The following is an 18,134-nucleotide window of genomic DNA, read 5'->3' as shown; positions in this document are numbered from 1 at the left end:
AAACGAAACACATAATTCATGAAAAAGATATTTCCCGGACTGCTTCTCTCCCTCCTCTTTCCGGCCATGCTCGCCGCGGAAAACACCGAAGAAAGTCCCCGCAAACCGCTCAGCGACGCCAATATTACAGGACACGTACAGGACGCCGCCACCGGCGAACACCTTCCCTATATCACCGTCGTCGTCAAAGGCACCACCATCGGGACGGCAACCGACGGAACGGGACACTATTTCCTGAAGAATCTGCCCGCAGGCGAATTTGTCCTCGAAGCATCGATGCTCGGCTACGGGACGGTAGAGAAGAGGGTTACGACCACGAGCGGCAAGACCATCGAGGTCAACTTCGTACTAACGGAGGACTCCGAACGCATGGATGAAATCGTGGTCACGGCCAACCGGAACGAAACCAACAAAAAAGAGAGCTCCACCATCGTGAACATCACATCGGGCAAGCTCTTCTCGGCCGTCGGTTCCTCGACACTCTCCGAATCCATGAACTTCACGCCGGGCCTCCGCATAGAGAACAACTGCGGCAACTGCGCCGTCACGCAGCTCCGCATCAACGGACTCGAAGGCCACTATTCACAGATACTGCTCGACAGCCGCCCGATATTCAGTTCGCTGGCCACGGTCTACGGCCTCGACCAGCTTCCCGTCTCCATGATAGAGCGGGTGGAGGTGGTACGCGGGGGCGGCTCGGCCCTCTACGGAGCCAACGCCATCGGCGGCGTCGTAAACATCATCACCAAGGAGCCCCTCTACAACACCCTGAACGTCTCCAACATCACGAATGTCTTCGGCAACGGCAAACTCGACATCAACACTTCCATCGGAGGCGCATTCGTCTCCGACGACCACAAAGCCGGCATGTATATCTTCGGCATGGTGAAGGAACGCTCGCCTTACGACCATAACGGCGACAACTTTTCGGACGTTCCCGGCATCAAGTCGGAAACGGTAGGCTTCCGGGGTTATTACCGCACCGGCCTCCGCTCCAAACTCACAGCCGAATACCACCACATCCACGAGTTCAGACGAGGAGGCGAAATGGTCGGAGAGGACGGCCAGGAGATGTTCGACCGGCCTCCGCACGAGGCGGTCATCGCCGAACAGCTCAACAATACGATAGACGGCGGAGGCCTGCGATTCGACATCTTCTCGCCCGACACGCGCCACAAAGGGGCCCTCTATACCTCCGCCCAGAATATCGCCCGCCAGACCTATTTCGGAACAGAGAGGCAGCTCGACTCCTACGGAGCCACCCACGACCGGACGTTCGTCGCGGGCGGACAGTACACCTACGACATGGACCGCCTGCTCTTCATGCCCGCCCAACTGACCGCAGGTGTGGAGTACAACTACAACCACCTCACCGACCGGTACCTCGGTCTGGGCAGGGAGATGGACCAGGTGACGCACATCGTCGGAGGCTTCCTCCAGAACGAGTGGCGCACGGAGAAGTTCAGCCTGCTCATCGGCGGACGGCTCGACAAACACAACCTGATGGACAAGGCGGTATTCAGTCCGCGGGCCAACATCCGGTACAGTCCTACCGAATCGGTAGGGCTGCGTGCCAGCTATTCGAGCGGCTTCCGCGCACCGCAGGCCTACGACGAAGACCTGCACGTGGATGCCGTGGGAGGCGCCCTCAAACTGATTGTCCTCGCACCGGGCCTGAAACCGGAGTATTCCAACAGTTTCAGCCTGTCGGCCGACCTCTACCACAACTTCGGACGGGTACAGACCAACCTGCTCATCGAGGGATTCTATACCAAACTCGACGACGTCTTCACCCTCGTCCAGATAGGCGAGGATGCGGACGGCAACTTCATCATGGAGCGCCGCAACGCTTCGGGAGCTACCGTCAAGGGATTCAATTTCGAGGGCAAGATAGGGATACCCAATCTGTTCGAACTCCAATTGGGATACACCCTGCAGAGCAGCCTGTACGACCGGCCCTTCGAGTGGGCCGAAAACTCCGACCTGCCCGCACAGCGCAAAATGTTCCGTACCCCGGACAGCTACGGTTACTTCACCTCCACCTGGAACATCGCCCCCCGGTTCCGCGCTTCGCTGTTCGGAACCTATACGGGCACCATGCTCGTCCAACACACGTTCTACAACGCCCAAACCGACAGCATGCAGGATGCGGAGACGCTGACGCCCGATTTTTTCGACATGGGCCTCAAACTCGCCTACACTTTCCGGCTCTCGACGAGCGTGAACCTCGAACTGAGTGCGGGCGTCAAAAACATCTTCAACAGCTACCAGAAAGACCTCGACTTTGGGCCGCTGAAAGATGCAGGCTACGTCTACGGCCCCGCGCTGCCTCGCATGTTCTTCGCAGGACTCAAACTGACCATGTAAAAAAGATAAGGAAAGACTGTACGAATGAAACGGACATCCGGCATCATCCTCTCCCTTCTGCTCTTCCTCTCCCTGTCCCTGCCGGCACAGGAGAGGGACCGGACCGAATTGGAACAGGCACTCCGCACCCTCGTCGAAAGGAAGCGGGCGGAGACGGGCATCGCCGTCATCCTGAACGGAACGGATACCGTCACGGTAAACGACGCCGGGCGGTATCCCATGATGAGCGTCTTCAAATTCCACCAGGCACTCGCAGTGGCAGACTTCCTCGACCGGAACGGCCTGCCGCTCTCCACGCCCCTGCCGATTCGGGAAAGCGACCTGCTGCCCGACACCTATAGTCCGCTACGGGATGCATACCCGCAGGGCGGCATCGAGATGAGTATCGGGGAGCTGCTCGTCTACACGCTGCAACTGAGCGACAACAACGCCTGCGACCTCCTTTTCAGATACATCGGCGGTCCGACTGCCGCCGACCGGTATATTCGTACACTGGGAATCGAGGGATTCGCCGTTGAAGCGACGGAAGAGGAGATGCACCGCGACCTGACAGCCTGTTACCGAAACTGGAGCCATCCGCTCGATGCGGCACGGCTGCTGGAGATGCTGATTACCCGCCCCCTGTTCCGGGACGCCTCCCTGCAGGAGTTCATCATCCGAACCATGACGGGATGCAATACGGGACCGGAACGGCTGCCGAAACCGCTGGCCGCCACGGGAGCGGTTATCGGCCACAAGACCGGCAGCGGCGACCGGAACAGCACCGGAGCCCTCATCGGAACGAATGACATCGGATTCGTACAGTTGCCCGACGGCCGGCACTACACGATTGCGGTATTCGTCAAGGATTCGCAGGAGAGTCTGCAGGAGACCGAACGGATAATCGCAGAGGCATCCGACATCGTCTATCGATACATGGAACGGCAGGAATAATCTCACGTCCGCACTGCCGCTCTTTTCACGCACGGGAGGCAACGGTCTCCGGACAGCATAAGTATCACGCCGACCGGTACCGCTTCAACAACCGCTGCCGGAGTCCCTCCGGCAGCCATCGGAAACCAGTCTATTCCCGGATGCCCGTACCACAACGAACCGGGGCGGCGCACATGCGCCGCCCCGGTCATTCGGCCGATACCGGAGCTTACATGACTATCGCACCGAGCAGACTGCGGAGCAGGAAGACGGCTGCCACCGTAAGGATGGAGTAGAGTTCGGGGAAAGCGGCGAGGATAAGCGTATTACCCATCACGTTGTGCCCGTTACCGATGGCCGCTATACCGTTGGCGCATATCTGTCCCTGACGTACGGAGCTCAGCAGACAGACCAGGCCGACCAGCAGCCCCATACCCAGGATGGCGGCGGCCTGCAACACGGTGATACCCGGTGTCAGGTAGTTTTTCACGAGGAAGAAGCAAACGAAACCGTACAGACCCTGCGTACCGGGAAGCGCGGTAAGTATCATGTAACTGCCGAACGCCCCCTTGTTCTTCTTCATCGCCCCGATGGCGGCGTTCGCCGGATAGGAAACGCCGAAAGAACTTCCGATACCCGACAAGGCCACCATGAGCGCTATGCCGATGTAAGCAACATAAATTGGTTCCATAATGTTTTTGTTTTTAGTTTGATAATTATTTCGTTACAATTATTTTTCTGCTTTTCTGAGCGGAGAGAACTCCCGCTGCGTACTTTCAAAACCGGCGTTCTTGTAGAACTCCACGAAGGTCAGACGCATCGGATGTACGAAAGCACCGAGCGCTGACATGAAGAGATTGATGCTGTGACCGAAGAGCAGGATGATGATGGCCACTATCTGGCTCACGACCACGGGCATGTCGGCCGTAAGACCGAATGCGAGGTCATTGAAGACCAGTGCGAGCGTACCGCCCGACAGGCAGAGTGCGAAGAGCCGGATATAACTCAGCACATCGCCCAGCAAGCCCGTGACGTTGTTGTAGGTATTCCAGAGTCCGCTGCCGAAATTGACCAGCGGGTTCTTCTCCGGATTGTGGAGAAACAGCATCAGCACCGCACCGACGCCCATCACGATATAATAGACCGGGGAAGGCAATACGATTCCCACTCCCGGCAGAAACATCATGCCGAGCCCGCCGACGAGTATCATGAGCCATCCGAGCGTTCCGAGCGAATATTTGAATCCGAAGCGGCGCGACACATTGACGATGTTGAGCACCAGCGCGAAAATTATCTGCACGAGACCGAGCCCCAGCGACAGCGTAAAGAGCATGTCCGTATCGAAAAACTTCTCGCGTATGCCGGCGAACATCTTCACACCGGCAAGCTGTACCCCGAAAAACGAACCGGCCAGAAACCCGAAAAGCACCGAAGCGAGACCGCAAAGCAGCGTCAGGTTGGCTATCTGTTTCATGGCAGTCGTCTTTTTCCTGCGCAGGAAGAACGAAGCCAGCACGAGAATCAGTCCGTAACCGGCATCGCCGAGGCAGAACCCGAAAAATATCATATAGAAAGGTCCGAAAAAAGCGGTCAGGTCCATCGTTCCGTATTTCGGAAGCGCATAGAACTGTCCGATGACCTCGAACGGATTGACGAACCGGTTGTTTTTCAGAACGACGGGAGTATCGTCCTGCGGCGTAGGCTTCTCCTTGAAATAGACGACATCCGGATATCCCTCCAGCAGCTCGTCCACCCGCGCCGAAGTCTCCTGCGTGGCCCAGCCCTCCATGATAACGAGCCGGTTCTCCACTTCGCGGCGGCCGCTGCCCGCCGCACGACTGAAATCGAGCCGTTCACGGAGCCGTTCGCCATGTGCCTCGATGGCATCGCGCGAAGCATACGCACGGGCCATTACCGCCCGCAGCTCATCCATCTGCGCCTCCATGGCCGCTATCTCCCGGCGTTTTCCGGCAGCGGTCGTTTCCGGTGCCTTCTGTTCCTGTGCATCGAACGGAATCTCTCCGCCGTCGGGTGCGACGACCACGAAATAAGTGCGTCCCTCCCGTTCGGCTACCGGTTCCACGATAATCGCATCGCCGGCCGCCCGCCGCACAGCCGCAAATTCGCTGTCATAAACAGAGAAAAAGCGCAGCACCACTCCATCCTCCGCAAGTTTTTTCACCGCTTCCGGCGAAAAGTCGCCCCAAACGGCCAACTCGTCCGCCTCCCTGCGTGCCTTCTCCAGCCGCCCCTTCAACTCCTCGATGGCAGCCGAAGCCTGCAGGTATTGCCTGAAAGCCTCCTCCCCGTCGCTGAAAGGCTCGCCCGGCTCAAATCCCTCCTCTTTGGCGAGTTCGGCGAAACAGCTCTTCGCCGCACGGTGCTGTTCGAGTTCGGCCAGCATTGCCCGCTCCTCGCCGTTCGCTTCCCAGCCCGTGGTCGTTATATCGACCAGACCGAGCTCCTGCAGCGCCGCGAGAAACTCCTTTTGCCTCTCATGATAGAGCACAAAAGTATATTTGCTCATCTTCACTATCATACGGCTTCCGGTTCCTGTTGTTCGTGTTTGCTCTTCACTATCTTCTGTGCGCTCTTGGAGAGGTTCTCCTCATCCTCCAGAAAGCGCCTTATCTTGAGAATGGCGGCTTCATAACCCGGTATCTGCACCTTTTCGTACAGGTTTACCTTCTGGGTGGTCTTCTTGCGGGCATGGTCGAGCACCTCCATACGGCGCATATAGACCTCGGACTCGATACCCGCCTGCGCAACCTCCTTGAGCAGGGCGATGCCGTCGGCATACCACACCGGACTGCTGAACAGGTCGTAATCCTTCTCCTCGAAATCGACCGCGCCGAGAACCGGCACATTCACGCCGGCTATCTTCGACATGCGCAGATCCACCCCCTTCACCGTCAGCAGACCGGGGTCGAATTCGCCCCAGAGCGCCGACATGTATTCATACCGGCCGAGCAGCGCCTCCATGCGCTCCTGCGCACCGGCAGCCGCATCGCGCGCCTTCTTCACCTCCAGCCGCAGCGCCGACTCCTTGCTTTTAATGGTCGGAAGGGCACGCTGGCGCATCTGGAGCTTCTTGCGCATCTCGCCGAGCGACGTCTTGTTATATTGAAATTTAATTGCCATAGTTCTTCTCTTTTTCCCATTGCGTACGGCGCCAGCGTTCCACGGCGCCCAGCAGCAACGTACTTCCGCCCAGCAGACATACCGCAGCGGCACACCACATCCACACCGAAGCGTCCCAAAGCGTACCATTCACCCCTTTGACAAGAACGACCACCGCCAGCAGCTTGATACCCTGCCACAAACCGTATCTCCACGGCGGCATCGCCGTCTCCGCCGGCCGTACCGCATACCGACGCTCCCTGAGGTCGATACCGCCGACAAGCAGGGTACCGCCCCCTGCAACGAACACCCCTATCAGCAGGAGCAGCACGAGGTCGTGTCTATCGTATTCGGACAGCAACATGACCGTCACGACAATGAGTACCCAATATGCCGTACTCACCATCAAACCGTACAACCAACTGTCTCCGCTTCTTTTCATATATCCGATTCCGTAACCGGTTCCTAACGGCCGTCTCGCGCCTGTTTCTCTTCTCCACCCTGTCGGTTACGCTCCTTCCGCCTTTCGAGGATGCCGAAAATCAGCGTTCCCGCCGCAAGCGTCACCACCCAAACCGCTATCGCAGGCATCCATTGCCCCTTTTCGGGAAATCCTCCTGCGACCAGCATCGGCACATGCACAAGCACCAGCATGACGACACTCGTCAACAAACCGTACAACCAGCAATTCATGCGCCCCGCCATATTCCGTTCAGGCTGTCCGGGGCCAATACTTCTCGGTCAGCGCCTCCTTGATGGCGACCTCGCTCTTGGTAAAATATTTCGCGAAGAGCCGCCATGCCGTATCGAGCATCTCGGTAATTTCGATATTGACGTCGATGGCCAGCAGCTTTTCGGAATACTCCTTGGCGAACTTCAGCGTCCGTTCGTCGTAATCGGAGAGGTCGAAGCCGTTCTCCAGCTTGGTCTTGGCGTTGGCCGCATCGGAATAGAGCCGCACCGCGGCATTCATCACCTGCGGATGGTCCTCGCGGGTCTTCTTCCCTATCACAAGCTGTTTCAGACGTGAAAGGCTTCGGAAAGGGTCTACGATAACCTTGCCCGTATCGCTGTCCTTACGCAGGAAGAGCTGTCCCTCGGTGATATACCCCGTATTGTCGGGCACGGCATTGGTAATGTCGCCGCCCGAAAGGGTGGTCACGGCAATGATGGTTATCGAACCGCCGTTGGGAAGCTGCACGGCCTTCTCGTATATCTTCGCCAGGTCGGAATAGAGCGACCCCGGCATGGAGTCCTTCGAGGGTATCTGGTCCATACGGTTCGACACGATGGCCAGCGCATCGGCATACAGCGTCATGTCCGTCAACAGCACGAGTACCTTTTCGCCCTTGTCCACGGCGAAATATTCGGCCGCAGTGAGCGCCATATCGGGCACCAGAAGCCGTTCCACAGGCGGGTTCTCGGTCGTGTTCACGAAACATACGATGCGGTCGAGCACCCCGGCATTCTCGAACAGATTCTTGAAATAGAGATAGTCGTCGTTGGTCATGCCCATACCGCCGAGGATGATTTTATCGGCCTGCGCACGCAGCGCCACATCGGCCATCACCTGGTTGTAGGGCTGGTCGGGGTCGGCGAAAAAAGGTATCTTCTGCCCGGAAACTATCGTATTGTTCAGGTCGATACCGGCGATACCGGTGGCGATGAGTTCCGAGGGCTGGATACGTTTGAAGGGGTTCACCGTCGGGCCGCCTATCTCCCGTGCCTCGCCCTCCACCGGCATGCCGCCGTCGAGCGGATTTCCGTAGGCATCGAAGAATCGGCCCGCCAGTTCGTCGCTCACCTTCAGCACCGGCGGCTCGCCGTGGAAAACCACCTCCGCATCGGTGGCGATACCCTCCGTTCCCTGAAATACCTGCAGCGTGATGTCGTCGCCCGAAATGCGCACCACCTGAGCCAGCTTACCGCCGACGGTGGCCAGCTCGTCATTGCCGACGCCCTGCGCCCTGACCGTCACGGTGGCTTTGGTAATGTTGTCTATCTTGGTGTATATTTTCTGAAATGCTTTCGTTGTCATGACAGTGACGGATTTATTTGTTTGACTCCTTCGCGGCGACCATCTCGTCGATTCGCGCACGGTATTCGGCGAACTTGTCGCTCTCCCATTCGGAATAGTTGAGCTGTTTGAAAAGGTTGATGAGCGATTTGTAGAACTCGACGCAGCTCTGGAAATCGTCGAAACCGAATTTGCGGTCGCAGATGTCGAGTACGAGATTGTACATGTACCGCTGTCTGTCGAGCGGCGTATTGGCATCCACCGCATCGAAAGCATCCTGCTGCAATATCACGAAATCTATCAGCTCGCTCTTCCAGAAGCGGTCGTGGTACTCCACCGGCACACCGTCGTCGCCGAGAATGTCAATCTGCTCGGAGGCCTCCTTGCCGCGCTGGACGATGGTCTTGCCTCTGTTCACGAGGTCCACCCATCCCGGTTCCACCCGTTCATCGAGGTATTCGATTATCTCCGGATATTCGAGGTATTTGGAGTAGCTGTCCAGCGGGTCGATGGCCGGATAGCGCTTGCTGTCGGCACGCTGCTGCGAAAGGGCGTAAAAACAGCGGGCCGCCTTTTGGGTGGCCTCCGTCACCGGCTCCTTCAGGTTACCGCCCGCCGGCGACACCGTACCGAGGAAAGTCACCGAACCCGTCGCACCGTTGCGCAGGTGCACCAGTCCGGCACGGGCGTAAAAATTGGATATGACGGCCGAGAGGTCCATCGGAAAGGCGTCCTGTCCCGGAAGCTCTTCCAGACGGTTGCTCATCTCGCGCAGCGCCTGCGCCCAGCGCGAGGTGGAGTCGGCGAGAATCAGCACCTTCAGCCCCATGGCCCGGTAATACTCCCCGATGGTCATTCCCGTATAGACGGACGCCTCGCGCGAGGCGACGGGCATGTTGGAGGTGTTGCAGATGATAGTCGTCCGCTCCATCAGCTTGTGTCCCGTATGGGGGTCGTCCAGATGGGGGAACTCCGCGAAGATTTCCACCACCTCGTTGGCGCGCTCCCCGCAGGCAATCATGATGATGATGTCGGCCTCGGCCTGCTTGGCGATAGCGTGCTGCAACACCGTCTTGCCCGCACCGAAAGGCCCGGGAATGAATCCCGTACCGCCGTCGGCTATCGGATTGAAAGTATCTATCGGCCGGACACCGGTTTCGAGTATGCGCGAAGGACGCGGCTTGGACACATACGCCTTGATGGGACGCTTCACCGGCCACTTCTGCACCATCGTCACCGGATGTTCCCCGCCCTGCGCATCTTCGAGCACGGCCACAGTATGGTTGATATTATACTCTCCTGCTCCGGCCACGCTACGGACGGTATAGCTACCCTCGAACGCGAAAGGCACCATTATCTTGTGCATTATCCACTGCTCCTTCACCTCGCCGAGCCAGTCGCCTGCCTCTACCCGGTCGCCCGGTTTGGCCAGCGGACGGAACTCCCAGAGTGTCTCCTCGTTCAGCGGCGAGGTACGCTGCCCGCGCCGGATGAACAGACCGTCCATATCGGCCAGGTCGTTCTGCAGACCGTCGTAATTCTTCGAGAGGATGCCCGGTCCGAGCGTGGCTTCGAGCATGTGCCCCTCGAACTCCACCTCGGCCCCCATCCGCAGGCCGCGGGTACTGTCGAACACCTGTATATAGGCATCGTCGCCGACGACCTTGATGACTTCGGCCATCATTCTCACCTCGCCGAGCTTCACGGTGGCTATCTCGTTCTGTGCCACCGGTCCCTCCGTCTTCACGATAACGATGTTGGAAATGATGCCGGTTACTTTACCTTTCGTTTTCATATCTGTCTCTTTGTTTTTGTCGGTTTACATGTCGGGCAGCGTTCCGGACGCCGTCAGACCCTCCACGAGTCTGCCGAGCATCTCCCGTCCGCGCTGCGGGTCGAGCGCCGCCCACCGGTGGATGATATTCACCTTGACCAGATAGCCGAGGATGAAATCCAAATCGAAATAGTTCGTCAGGGTGAGTTCGTCGGCCATTTCCCAACGGATGGCATCCATCCGGTTCTCCTTCTCCACCAGATTGCTGTCGTCGGCCACGGCAAGCATCACGCGGTCCACATAAGCGACTTCTCCCTTGATTCCGAAATCGGCTGCGGAGCTGCGTGCGAGCGCACTCTCTATATCGCCCGTACCCACGATGACCTCCGCCACGGGAATCCCGCGACGCCGTGCGGCGAATGCGGCCGCTATGTTACGCAGTGTCCGGTCGAACTCCGCCCACCTCCTCATGAACTTCGACGACGACCGGGCGCACGCGGCATAATAGGCAGCGAACAGATTCCGTTCGAGAGACTTCTCCATATCCACCTCCTCGCTGACGTCCGTACCTTCCCCCTCCTTGTCGGCCGCATTGAAAGCGGTTATCACCCGGCCGAGGAAGAGGGGAAGCCGCGACGGGGAGACGAGCTCCTCCTGCAGCTCCTCGCGCGAAAGATTGCCCAACGCCGAGAAGTGCTCCCTACCGGCCCGGAGGCTGACGATATTCTCTATATCGTAATACGTATAGAACAGCTCCACCGTCCTGCGGTCACGCGCAGAGAGCTCCTCCTTTATCTCCGCGATGATGGCCGGGGCATCGAAACCCTTCTTCTCTGCATCGAGCGAATACTCCCTGAGCCCTGCGATGAGACAATAGTAATCTTTCCGAAACATATCGACCTATTTTTCGGCGTACAGCATTTTCGCCACCCGCTCCTTCAGAAATTCAGACAGCAGCGCCTCGAAATCGGCTTCGGAAAAGCTGATATAATATCCGCCGTTTTTTTCGCCTATCCGGAATCCGCTGCGGACACTGTCGGAATAACCGACCTCCACCCCCTGCGCCAGCAGGCTCTTGGCCGCGGCTTCGAACTCCTTGCCGAACCGCTCCTGCCACTCGGCCGGAAGCAGCGCCGAGAGCGTCACCTTTCCCGCCGAATCGGCGCGCCAGCCCGCCGCGACGGCGAGCAGCATCTCCCGCACGAATGCGGGGTCCACTGCCGCCTCATGCACCGGTCCGGAGAGGGTTTTGGCGATTATCATCTCCGAAATGTGCTCCTTGAGCGCACCGACGGCCTGACGCCCGGCCAAGGTCACTTCCGTCATGGTATTTCTGCGAAGCTCCTCCGCCTTACGGCGGGCCTCCTCCACGACGGCGGCTGCCTTCTCCTCGGCCTCCCTTACGATAGCGTCGGCCTTCGCCTGCGCATCCGCTACGAGTCTCTCCGCATCGCTGCGCCCTTTGGCAAGCCCCTCCTCATAGAGCTTGTTGGTCAGTTCCTGAAGTTTGTTTTCCATGCTGTATATGTTTTATTATTCCTTGCACTGCACTCCTCATCCGCTACCGCGGATACCGGGGTAACGCCCGTCCTGCAAAAATAGTATCCGCCGGCGCACCCTTTCTGTCCTGTTCGGCCACGTTTTTGTCCGAAACATCACTCCTGATGGCCGGGACGAAGCAGGTCGGTCACCACTTTTACCGGGGTAAAGGTCGTCGCGGGAACCTCTACGAACAAGGTGTTCCAATCCGACATGGCACCGTTCCACAATCCAGGCAGCTCCATCGCCTTCAGCGGCTTTCCGTCCTTGGACTTTTCGGAGATGAATCCGGTCGAACGGTCCACATAGCGTGTCAGGTCGTATTTGCGCCCCCTTGGGCCGCGCACGCCGCACACGATATCCACCGGATTGAAATGGGTGGCGCCGCCCATGACCGCTTCCCTCCGTTCAGGCGCTATCTGCGACGACTCGGCTATCTGCAGCGATACGAGCCCGTCGGCACTGCGTGCAAAGAACGGGCCTCCGCCCGGTTCCCCCTCGTTGCGCACCATGCCGCACACCCGTACCGGCCGGTCGAGCACCCGGCACAGAAACGCGACCCGGTCGGCCGCCGCACGCGCCCCGAATCCTTCGGGCAGTTCCACATGCAGGATATCGCGCACGAAAGCCTCCGCCGCATCGACGCCTTCGGCGGCAGGCGTCTCCTCTTCCAGCATTCTCAGGTAGCCGTGAATCTTCTCCTGCACTTCGAGGAGCAGCCCGGCCAGCGCCTTCTTGTAAACCACCGTATCGCCCCGACGGGAATCGGTGGTCACATTGTCTATATTCTTGATGAAAACGAGGTCGGCATCCATCTCGTTCAGGTTCTCAATCAACGCTCCGTGACCGGCCGGACGGAACAGAAGCGAACCGTCGCCGTTCCGGAAAGGCGTATTGTCCGGATTCACGGCTATCGTATCGGTCGAGCTTTTCTGTACCGACACGGTGACATCGTACTCCACACCGAACCGCTCGCCGTACTTCGGAAGCGCGGCATCGAACACTCTGCCGAAATCGCCGGCATGTTCGGGCGATACGGTAAAATGCACCGCTACCCGGCCCCCGCACGCCGCATACTGCGCCCCCTCGGTCAGGTGTTCTTCCAAAGCCGTGCGCACTTCGGCGGGATAGCGGTGGAAAAGTATCAGCGCCTTGGGCATATTTCCGTACCCGAGTCCGCCGGGCCCTACGATACCGCGGACGACATCCTCCGGCGAAGCGCCGGGGGGCAGAAGCCGCCGCAAACGGTCGTAAAACGCGAATCGCTCCAGCGCACCGAGTACCTCGGCAGTCACCCGGTTCTCCTCCCCGGAGGAGAGATACCCGAACAGCTCCCGGAACATCCTCGTCGCCGCACCCGAGGCAGGCACGAACTTCACCACGCGGCATACGCCGCAGGCCCTGTCGTAACGACGCCCCAAAGCGGCCAGCCGGCTGTCATCGAGACGGAGAATACCGTCGCCCACGGAAGCGGGACGCACCACATCGAGGTACGGAAATCCCTCTCTAAAACCGACAAGCTGCGCTTCCACCGCTTCCGGATCGATACCGTGGGCCTTCACGCACTCCCAATCGCGTCTATCCAGCATATTCCATCTTGTTAAATCCAACAATCTTCAAAGATAACAATTATTTTGATTATCGTATAACGCAAGGGATTTAAAAATATGCGAAAAAACGAACAACCTTGTTCTCCGCCTCTTTCGGCAGTGCCTCCGGAGAGCCTCCTCGGAGCCGCCCAAATTACCGGAGACAGGGGACAAATCCGGAAATTTTGGGTAAATTTGCGCCGTTATGACAAGGGAAATCCTGCATGCCGACCTGTTGGGACGGAACAGTTTCGGCGTCGCCGCCACCGCCGACCGCATCGTGGAGTTCAGCGATGCAGCCTCGTTGCGCGACTACCTCGCTGCACACGAAGACATCCGGCAGGGAAAGCTCGGTGTTTTGGGCGGAGGCAACAACATCCTCTTTACGGAGGATTTTCACGGAACGCTGCTGCACCCCGCAGGCGAAGGTTTCTCGGTCACGGGCTCCTCGGGCAACAGCGTCTCGGTACGGGCAGAAGCGGGACTCGACTGGGAGAAGTTCGTGGAACGGTGCATCGGCCTCGGTCTGTGGGGGACGGAAAACCTGACGGCGATACCGGGAACGGTCGGCGCCGCTCCGGTACAGAACATCGGAGCCTACGGAGCCGAAGCGAAGGATATCGTCGAATCCGTCGAGACCCTCGACCTGGCCACGCTTAAGGAGGTCTCCATCGCAGGATGCCACTGCGGTTTCGGTTACCGCGACAGCATTTTCAAGGGGGTACTGAAAGGCCGGGCGGTCATTACGGCCGTCACTTTCCGGCTCTCGCGCACCCCGCGCCCCAACCTCGGCTACGACGCACTCGCACGCGAAGTGGAGGATGCTGGCGGGGCGACACTGGAGAACATACGGACGGCTGTCCGGCGGATACGCGGCGAGAAACTGCCCGACCCGGCCGTCACGGGCAACGCGGGCAGCTTCTTCAAGAACCCGGTAGTGGACGGCGAACTGGCCGAAAGAATAAAACGGGAATATCCCGACATGCCCTCCTATCCGGTGCCGGAGGGGGTGAAGATACCGGCCGGCTGGCTGATAGAAAAGACCGGCTGGAAAGGAGCCTCGCTGGGCCGGGCAGGCGTTTACGGCAAACAGGCGCTCATCCTCGTGAATCTGGGCGGAGCAACGGGCAACGAGGTCACGGCGCTGGCCCGACGGATAACCGACGACGTGGAGACCCGGTTCGGTATCCGAATAGCGACCGAAGTGAACATATGGTGACGGAAGCGGACGGAACGGAAACACAGCGTCCCCGCAACGACAGAAACGAAGCCGGCGGACGGAAGAGACGCCGCAATCATACGGAACTATGCTCGAAGAGAAATTTCAAAGGTATATCAGAGAACACGCGCTGGTGGAACCGGACGACAGGATACTGCTCACCGTCAGCGGAGGCGTGGATTCGATGGTCATGATGGACCTTTTCGTGTCGTCCGGCTACAAGGTCGGTGTTGCGCACTGCAACTTCCAGTTGCGCGGAGAGGAGTCGGACGAGGACGAAACGCTCGTACAGATGCGTGCCGCAGGGTACGGTCTCCCCTTTTTCAACCGCCGGTTCGACACGCAGGGCGAAATGGAAGCCACCGGAGAATCGGTACAGATAGCCGCCCGGAGGCTGCGCTATGAATGGTTCCGCGAACTGAGCGCCGAGCACGGCTACGACGCCATCGCCATCGCCCACCATGCCGACGACTCCATCGAAACGTTCTTCATCAACCTGATGCGGGGCACGGGGCTCAAGGGGCTCACCGGCATCCACAGGGTAAACGGGAAAATCATCCGCCCGCTGCTCTTCGCCTCCCGCCGGGAGATACTCGACTACGCCACGGCCCACGGCATCCCCTTCCGGGAGGACTCCTCGAACCGCTCGACGAAGTACATGCGCAACAAGATACGGCTCGGCATCGTCCCGATACTGCGCACCATCAATCCGAACTTCACCGAACTCATGGGGGCCAACATCAGCAGGCTGACCGATGCCCAGCTCTTCATTGACCGCTGCATCGAAACAATCATGCAGCAGGCGGTGACGCCTGCGGACGGAATCGTCACCATCGACCCCGCAGCGATAGACCCGCGGATGCCGCTCAACTACGTGATATATGAAATCATGAGTTCCGGATACGGTTTCAAGGGCGACGTCGTGGACGGACTGATGGAGGCGCTCCAGCGCGGAGCCACCGGCCGGCGGTTCTATTCGAAGGATTACGCCGCCTACATCGACCGGGGACGGATAATCGTCGTCCCGGTCGCCGGAGAAGACCCCTGCGAAACGGAGCTCACCGCCACGGCACACAAGGTCTACTGCGGCAACAGCGTGATACTCGCCCGCCACACCGACATCGACAATATCGAGAGCCTCCGCCAGCCCGAAAACGTCGCACTGCTGGATGCCGACCTGCTCCAGTGGCCGCTGAAGCTGCGCAGATGGCACGAAGGCGACGCGTTCGTCCCCTTCGGAATGAACGGCCGCAAGAAAGTCAGTGATTTTCTGATAAACGAGAAGGTATCGCTGCCGGAGAAGAACCGGCAGTTCGTACTCGTGAGCGGAGACGACATCGTCTGGGTTGTCGGCCGGCGTATCGACGACCGCTACCGGGTATCGGACAGGACCGAGAACATCCTTCTGCTGAGAAGGGAAATCATATAGGCCGACACAGCGGCGGAAAGGGAAACCATGGCGAAAGGGAGCGGAAAGACGACATTCAAAGATACCGTAACGGCCTACGAAAGGCTCCGGCGGGAGATTGCCGCCGGCAGGTACGCTCCGGTCTATCTGCTCATGGGCGAGGAGGGATACTTCATCGACCGCATCGCCGACCAACTGGCCGGCACGGTACTCACCGAGGCCGAACGGGACTTCAACCAAATCGTGGTCTACGGGAAAGATACCGACGAGGGAACCATCATCAACTACGCACGGCAAATGCCCATGATGGGCCACTACGAAGTGGTCATCGTCAAGGAGGCGCAGTCGCTCCGCAAACCCGAACAGCTCTCGCTCTACACGGCTGCCCCCTCGCCCTCCACCATCCTCGTCGTCTGCTACAAGGGCAAGAGCCTCGACAAGCGCACGCAGCTCTACAAGCACATCGTGCAAAAGGGCGAAGTACTCGAATCGGTACGTCCGCGCGACTACGAAATCACGGCCTGGCTGGGCGACTTCGTCCAATCGAAGGGGTGCACGATAGAGCCCAAGGCGCTGGGAATGCTTACCGACCATCTCGGCACGGACATCTCCCGCATCTCCAACGAACTTGCCAAGCTGCTTACCTTCCTGCCCGAAGGAACGAAACGAATCACCGCGCAGCACATCGAGGACAACATAGGTATCAGCAAGGATTTCAACAACTTCGAATTGACGAAAGCTATTTCGGAGAAGAACATGGCCCGCGCCATGCTCATTGCCGACCACTTCCGGCGCAACCCGAAGGACAATCCGCTGACGGTGACACTGAGCGCCCTGTTCACCCATTTCCAGCGCATCTTCATCGTCAATTACAAACGGTGGGAGATTCGTCACAAAAACGTTCCGGCCCCTTCGGACGCCGAACTGAGCGCCCTGCTGAAACTGCCCAACCCCTTCTTCCTCAATGAATACAAACAGGCGGCCAACCTCTACCCCAACCGTAAGGTATTCAATATCCTCGGCCTGCTACGCGAATACGACATGCGAAGCAAAGGCATCGGAGGCGGCCCGCAGGACGACGGCGAACTGCTGCGGGAACTGCTGCTCAAAATCTTCATGACATGACCCCGCCGCAGCACATCTACCTCAACGGTGTCCTGCTCGACGGAAGACAGGAAACGCTCTCCGCACAGAGACTCTTACAAGACAACTACGTCCATGCCGCGGTGAACACTTCCGCCCACAGTCCGCTCTATCTGGAGAAGCACCTCGCATACGCCGCCGAATCCTACCGTAAACTCTACGGCACCGTGCCGCAGTTCGATACAATGCAACTGCGCAAAGGAATAGCGGCCCTGCTGGATGCCGACCGCATGCCCCGGCTGGGCAACATCGTCCGCATCTACCTGCTGCCTTCGCAGCGGAGCGGCGATGCCGTGCCCGACCTGCTGGCAATGGCCGACCACTCCACCATATACCGCGGTTACGAGCTCATCAGCATCCGCCCCAAAGCGATACTAACCAACTACGAGATTCCCTTCTGCGGCCATCGTACCGCCGTATCGCTTACGACCTCACGCTACATGCAGGCGTTCGCGGAGCGTACCGGCTGCCATGTAGCCCTGCACTGCAACCGGGCCGAACGCCTCATATCATGCGGCGAATACCCGGTTTTCCTTGCCCGCGACGGCGCCCTCTTCACCCCGCCGGCAGAGACGTTTCCCGCCTGCACCGAACGCGACCTGATGTTCCGGGCCTGCTCCCTGGCGGGCATCCCCATCACGGAACGCAACATCGCCGCCTCGGAAATCCCCGGCGCCGACGAACTGATGGTCTTCAACCATACGGGGCTCCAAAGCCTCCTCTCGCTGGGAAATTACTACTTCTACAACCTGCTCGCCCTGCGCATCGAAAAGGTGCTCCGTACCGTTACGGAAGAGGGGCTGCAAGCCTGACGCCCGCTCCCGCCCCGACGCGTAGTTCCGGTCCCCGTCCGGATACCGGAATATCGCACACCGAAAAGAACGGCGCCCGGAAAAGACGGACCGGGGCACCGTCTCCGGTGCGGAACAAGAGACGCCGCCTCGACAGGCTTCTGCCGGAAACCGCATATATCCGGACGGGCACTCCGTCCGCACCAGAAACAGGGCCCGATACGTATCCGTACCGGGCCCGATATCTCCGTCCGC

General features: G+C 59.1%; 16 protein-coding genes. 6 read left to right on the top strand and 10 right to left on the bottom strand.

Annotated elements, in window-relative coordinates; genetic code table 11:
• Nucleotides 1-18: 18 nt before the first annotated feature.
• Both BQ5361_RS02375 and bla read left to right on the top strand, forming a co-directional pair.
• Nucleotides 19-2,367, top strand: a complete 2,349-nt coding sequence (locus BQ5361_RS02375; protein WP_035471715.1) for a TonB-dependent receptor — start codon at nucleotides 19-21, stop codon at nucleotides 2,365-2,367.
• A gap of 24 nt (nucleotides 2,368-2,391) precedes the next feature.
• The gene (bla, locus tag BQ5361_RS02370; protein WP_035471713.1) at nucleotides 2,392-3,300 is read left to right on the top strand and encodes a class A beta-lactamase, subclass A2; all 909 of its coding nucleotides are present in this window, start codon (nucleotides 2,392-2,394) and stop codon (nucleotides 3,298-3,300) included.
• Between the two features lie 208 nt (nucleotides 3,301-3,508).
• On the opposite strand, the gene BQ5361_RS02365 is transcribed toward bla, so the two are convergent.
• From BQ5361_RS02365 to BQ5361_RS02320, 10 genes are all read right to left on the bottom strand, one after another.
• The gene (locus BQ5361_RS02365; RefSeq protein WP_022063389.1) at nucleotides 3,509-3,970 is read right to left on the bottom strand and encodes an ATP synthase subunit C; all 462 of its coding nucleotides are present in this window, start codon (nucleotides 3,968-3,970) and stop codon (nucleotides 3,509-3,511) included.
• Nucleotides 3,971-4,009: 39 nt separating this feature from the next.
• The gene (locus BQ5361_RS02360) at nucleotides 4,010-5,818 is read right to left on the bottom strand and encodes a V-type ATP synthase subunit I (protein WP_052130955.1); all 1,809 of its coding nucleotides are present in this window, start codon (nucleotides 5,816-5,818) and stop codon (nucleotides 4,010-4,012) included.
• Nucleotides 5,815-6,420: a V-type ATP synthase subunit D gene (locus tag BQ5361_RS02355; protein ID WP_022063391.1), complete on the bottom strand. Its 606-nt coding sequence runs from the start codon at nucleotides 6,418-6,420 to the stop codon at nucleotides 5,815-5,817. The genes BQ5361_RS02360 and BQ5361_RS02355 overlap by 4 nt, the downstream gene beginning before the upstream one ends.
• Nucleotides 6,410-6,841 (bottom strand): hypothetical protein, encoded by a 432-nt coding sequence (locus tag BQ5361_RS02350; protein WP_143047474.1) that lies wholly within the window; start codon nucleotides 6,839-6,841, stop codon nucleotides 6,410-6,412. The genes BQ5361_RS02355 and BQ5361_RS02350 overlap by 11 nt, the downstream gene beginning before the upstream one ends.
• Nucleotides 6,842-6,864: 23 nt before the next feature.
• Nucleotides 6,865-7,092, bottom strand: coding sequence for a hypothetical protein (locus BQ5361_RS02345; RefSeq protein WP_143047473.1), 228 nt, complete (start codon nucleotides 7,090-7,092; stop codon nucleotides 6,865-6,867).
• Between the two features lie 19 nt (nucleotides 7,093-7,111).
• Nucleotides 7,112-8,437, bottom strand: a complete 1,326-nt coding sequence (locus tag BQ5361_RS02340; protein ID WP_022063394.1) for a V-type ATP synthase subunit B — start codon at nucleotides 8,435-8,437, stop codon at nucleotides 7,112-7,114.
• 13 nt (nucleotides 8,438-8,450) lie between these two features.
• Nucleotides 8,451-10,211 carry a V-type ATP synthase subunit A gene (locus tag BQ5361_RS02335; protein WP_022063395.1) on the bottom strand — a complete coding sequence of 587 codons (1,761 nt, stop codon included), beginning with the start codon at nucleotides 10,209-10,211 and terminating at the stop codon, nucleotides 8,451-8,453.
• A gap of 24 nt (nucleotides 10,212-10,235) precedes the next feature.
• Nucleotides 10,236-11,084, bottom strand: a complete 849-nt coding sequence (locus BQ5361_RS02330) for a DUF2764 family protein (protein WP_052130954.1) — start codon at nucleotides 11,082-11,084, stop codon at nucleotides 10,236-10,238.
• Between the two features lie 6 nt (nucleotides 11,085-11,090).
• The gene (locus BQ5361_RS02325) at nucleotides 11,091-11,708 is read right to left on the bottom strand and encodes a hypothetical protein (protein ID WP_022063397.1); all 618 of its coding nucleotides are present in this window, start codon (nucleotides 11,706-11,708) and stop codon (nucleotides 11,091-11,093) included.
• Between the two features lie 137 nt (nucleotides 11,709-11,845).
• Complete coding sequence (locus BQ5361_RS02320) at nucleotides 11,846-13,318, bottom strand: DUF4301 family protein (protein ID WP_035471707.1); 1,473 nt, start codon at nucleotides 13,316-13,318, stop codon at nucleotides 11,846-11,848.
• A 205-nt stretch (nucleotides 13,319-13,523) separates the two neighbouring features.
• Here BQ5361_RS02320 and murB point away from each other — a divergent pair, with 205 nt between their 5' ends.
• The 4 genes from murB to BQ5361_RS02300 all read left to right on the top strand — a co-directional run bounded on the left by murB (nucleotide 13,524) and on the right by BQ5361_RS02300 (nucleotide 17,900).
• Complete coding sequence (gene murB, locus BQ5361_RS02315) at nucleotides 13,524-14,537, top strand: UDP-N-acetylmuramate dehydrogenase (protein ID WP_035471705.1); 1,014 nt, start codon at nucleotides 13,524-13,526, stop codon at nucleotides 14,535-14,537.
• Nucleotides 14,538-14,625: 88 nt separating this feature from the next.
• Nucleotides 14,626-15,966: a tRNA lysidine(34) synthetase TilS gene (tilS, locus tag BQ5361_RS02310; protein WP_035471702.1), complete on the top strand. Its 1,341-nt coding sequence runs from the start codon at nucleotides 14,626-14,628 to the stop codon at nucleotides 15,964-15,966.
• A 27-nt stretch (nucleotides 15,967-15,993) separates the two neighbouring features.
• On the top strand, nucleotides 15,994-17,070 hold the full coding sequence (gene holA / locus BQ5361_RS02305; protein ID WP_035471700.1) for a DNA polymerase III subunit delta: 1,077 nt from the start codon (nucleotides 15,994-15,996) through the stop codon (nucleotides 17,068-17,070).
• On the top strand, nucleotides 17,067-17,900 hold the full coding sequence (locus BQ5361_RS02300) for an aminotransferase class IV (protein WP_035471698.1): 834 nt from the start codon (nucleotides 17,067-17,069) through the stop codon (nucleotides 17,898-17,900). The genes holA and BQ5361_RS02300 overlap by 4 nt, the downstream gene beginning before the upstream one ends.
• The last annotated feature ends 234 nt before the right edge of the window (nucleotides 17,901-18,134 follow it).

The sequence above is a fragment of the Tidjanibacter massiliensis genome (genome assembly GCF_900104605.1).
GTDB classification, from domain to species: domain Bacteria; phylum Bacteroidota; class Bacteroidia; order Bacteroidales; family Rikenellaceae; genus Tidjanibacter; species Tidjanibacter inops.
Note: the sequence above shows the minus strand (reverse complement) of the source record. Positions and strands in the feature narration are given on the sequence as shown.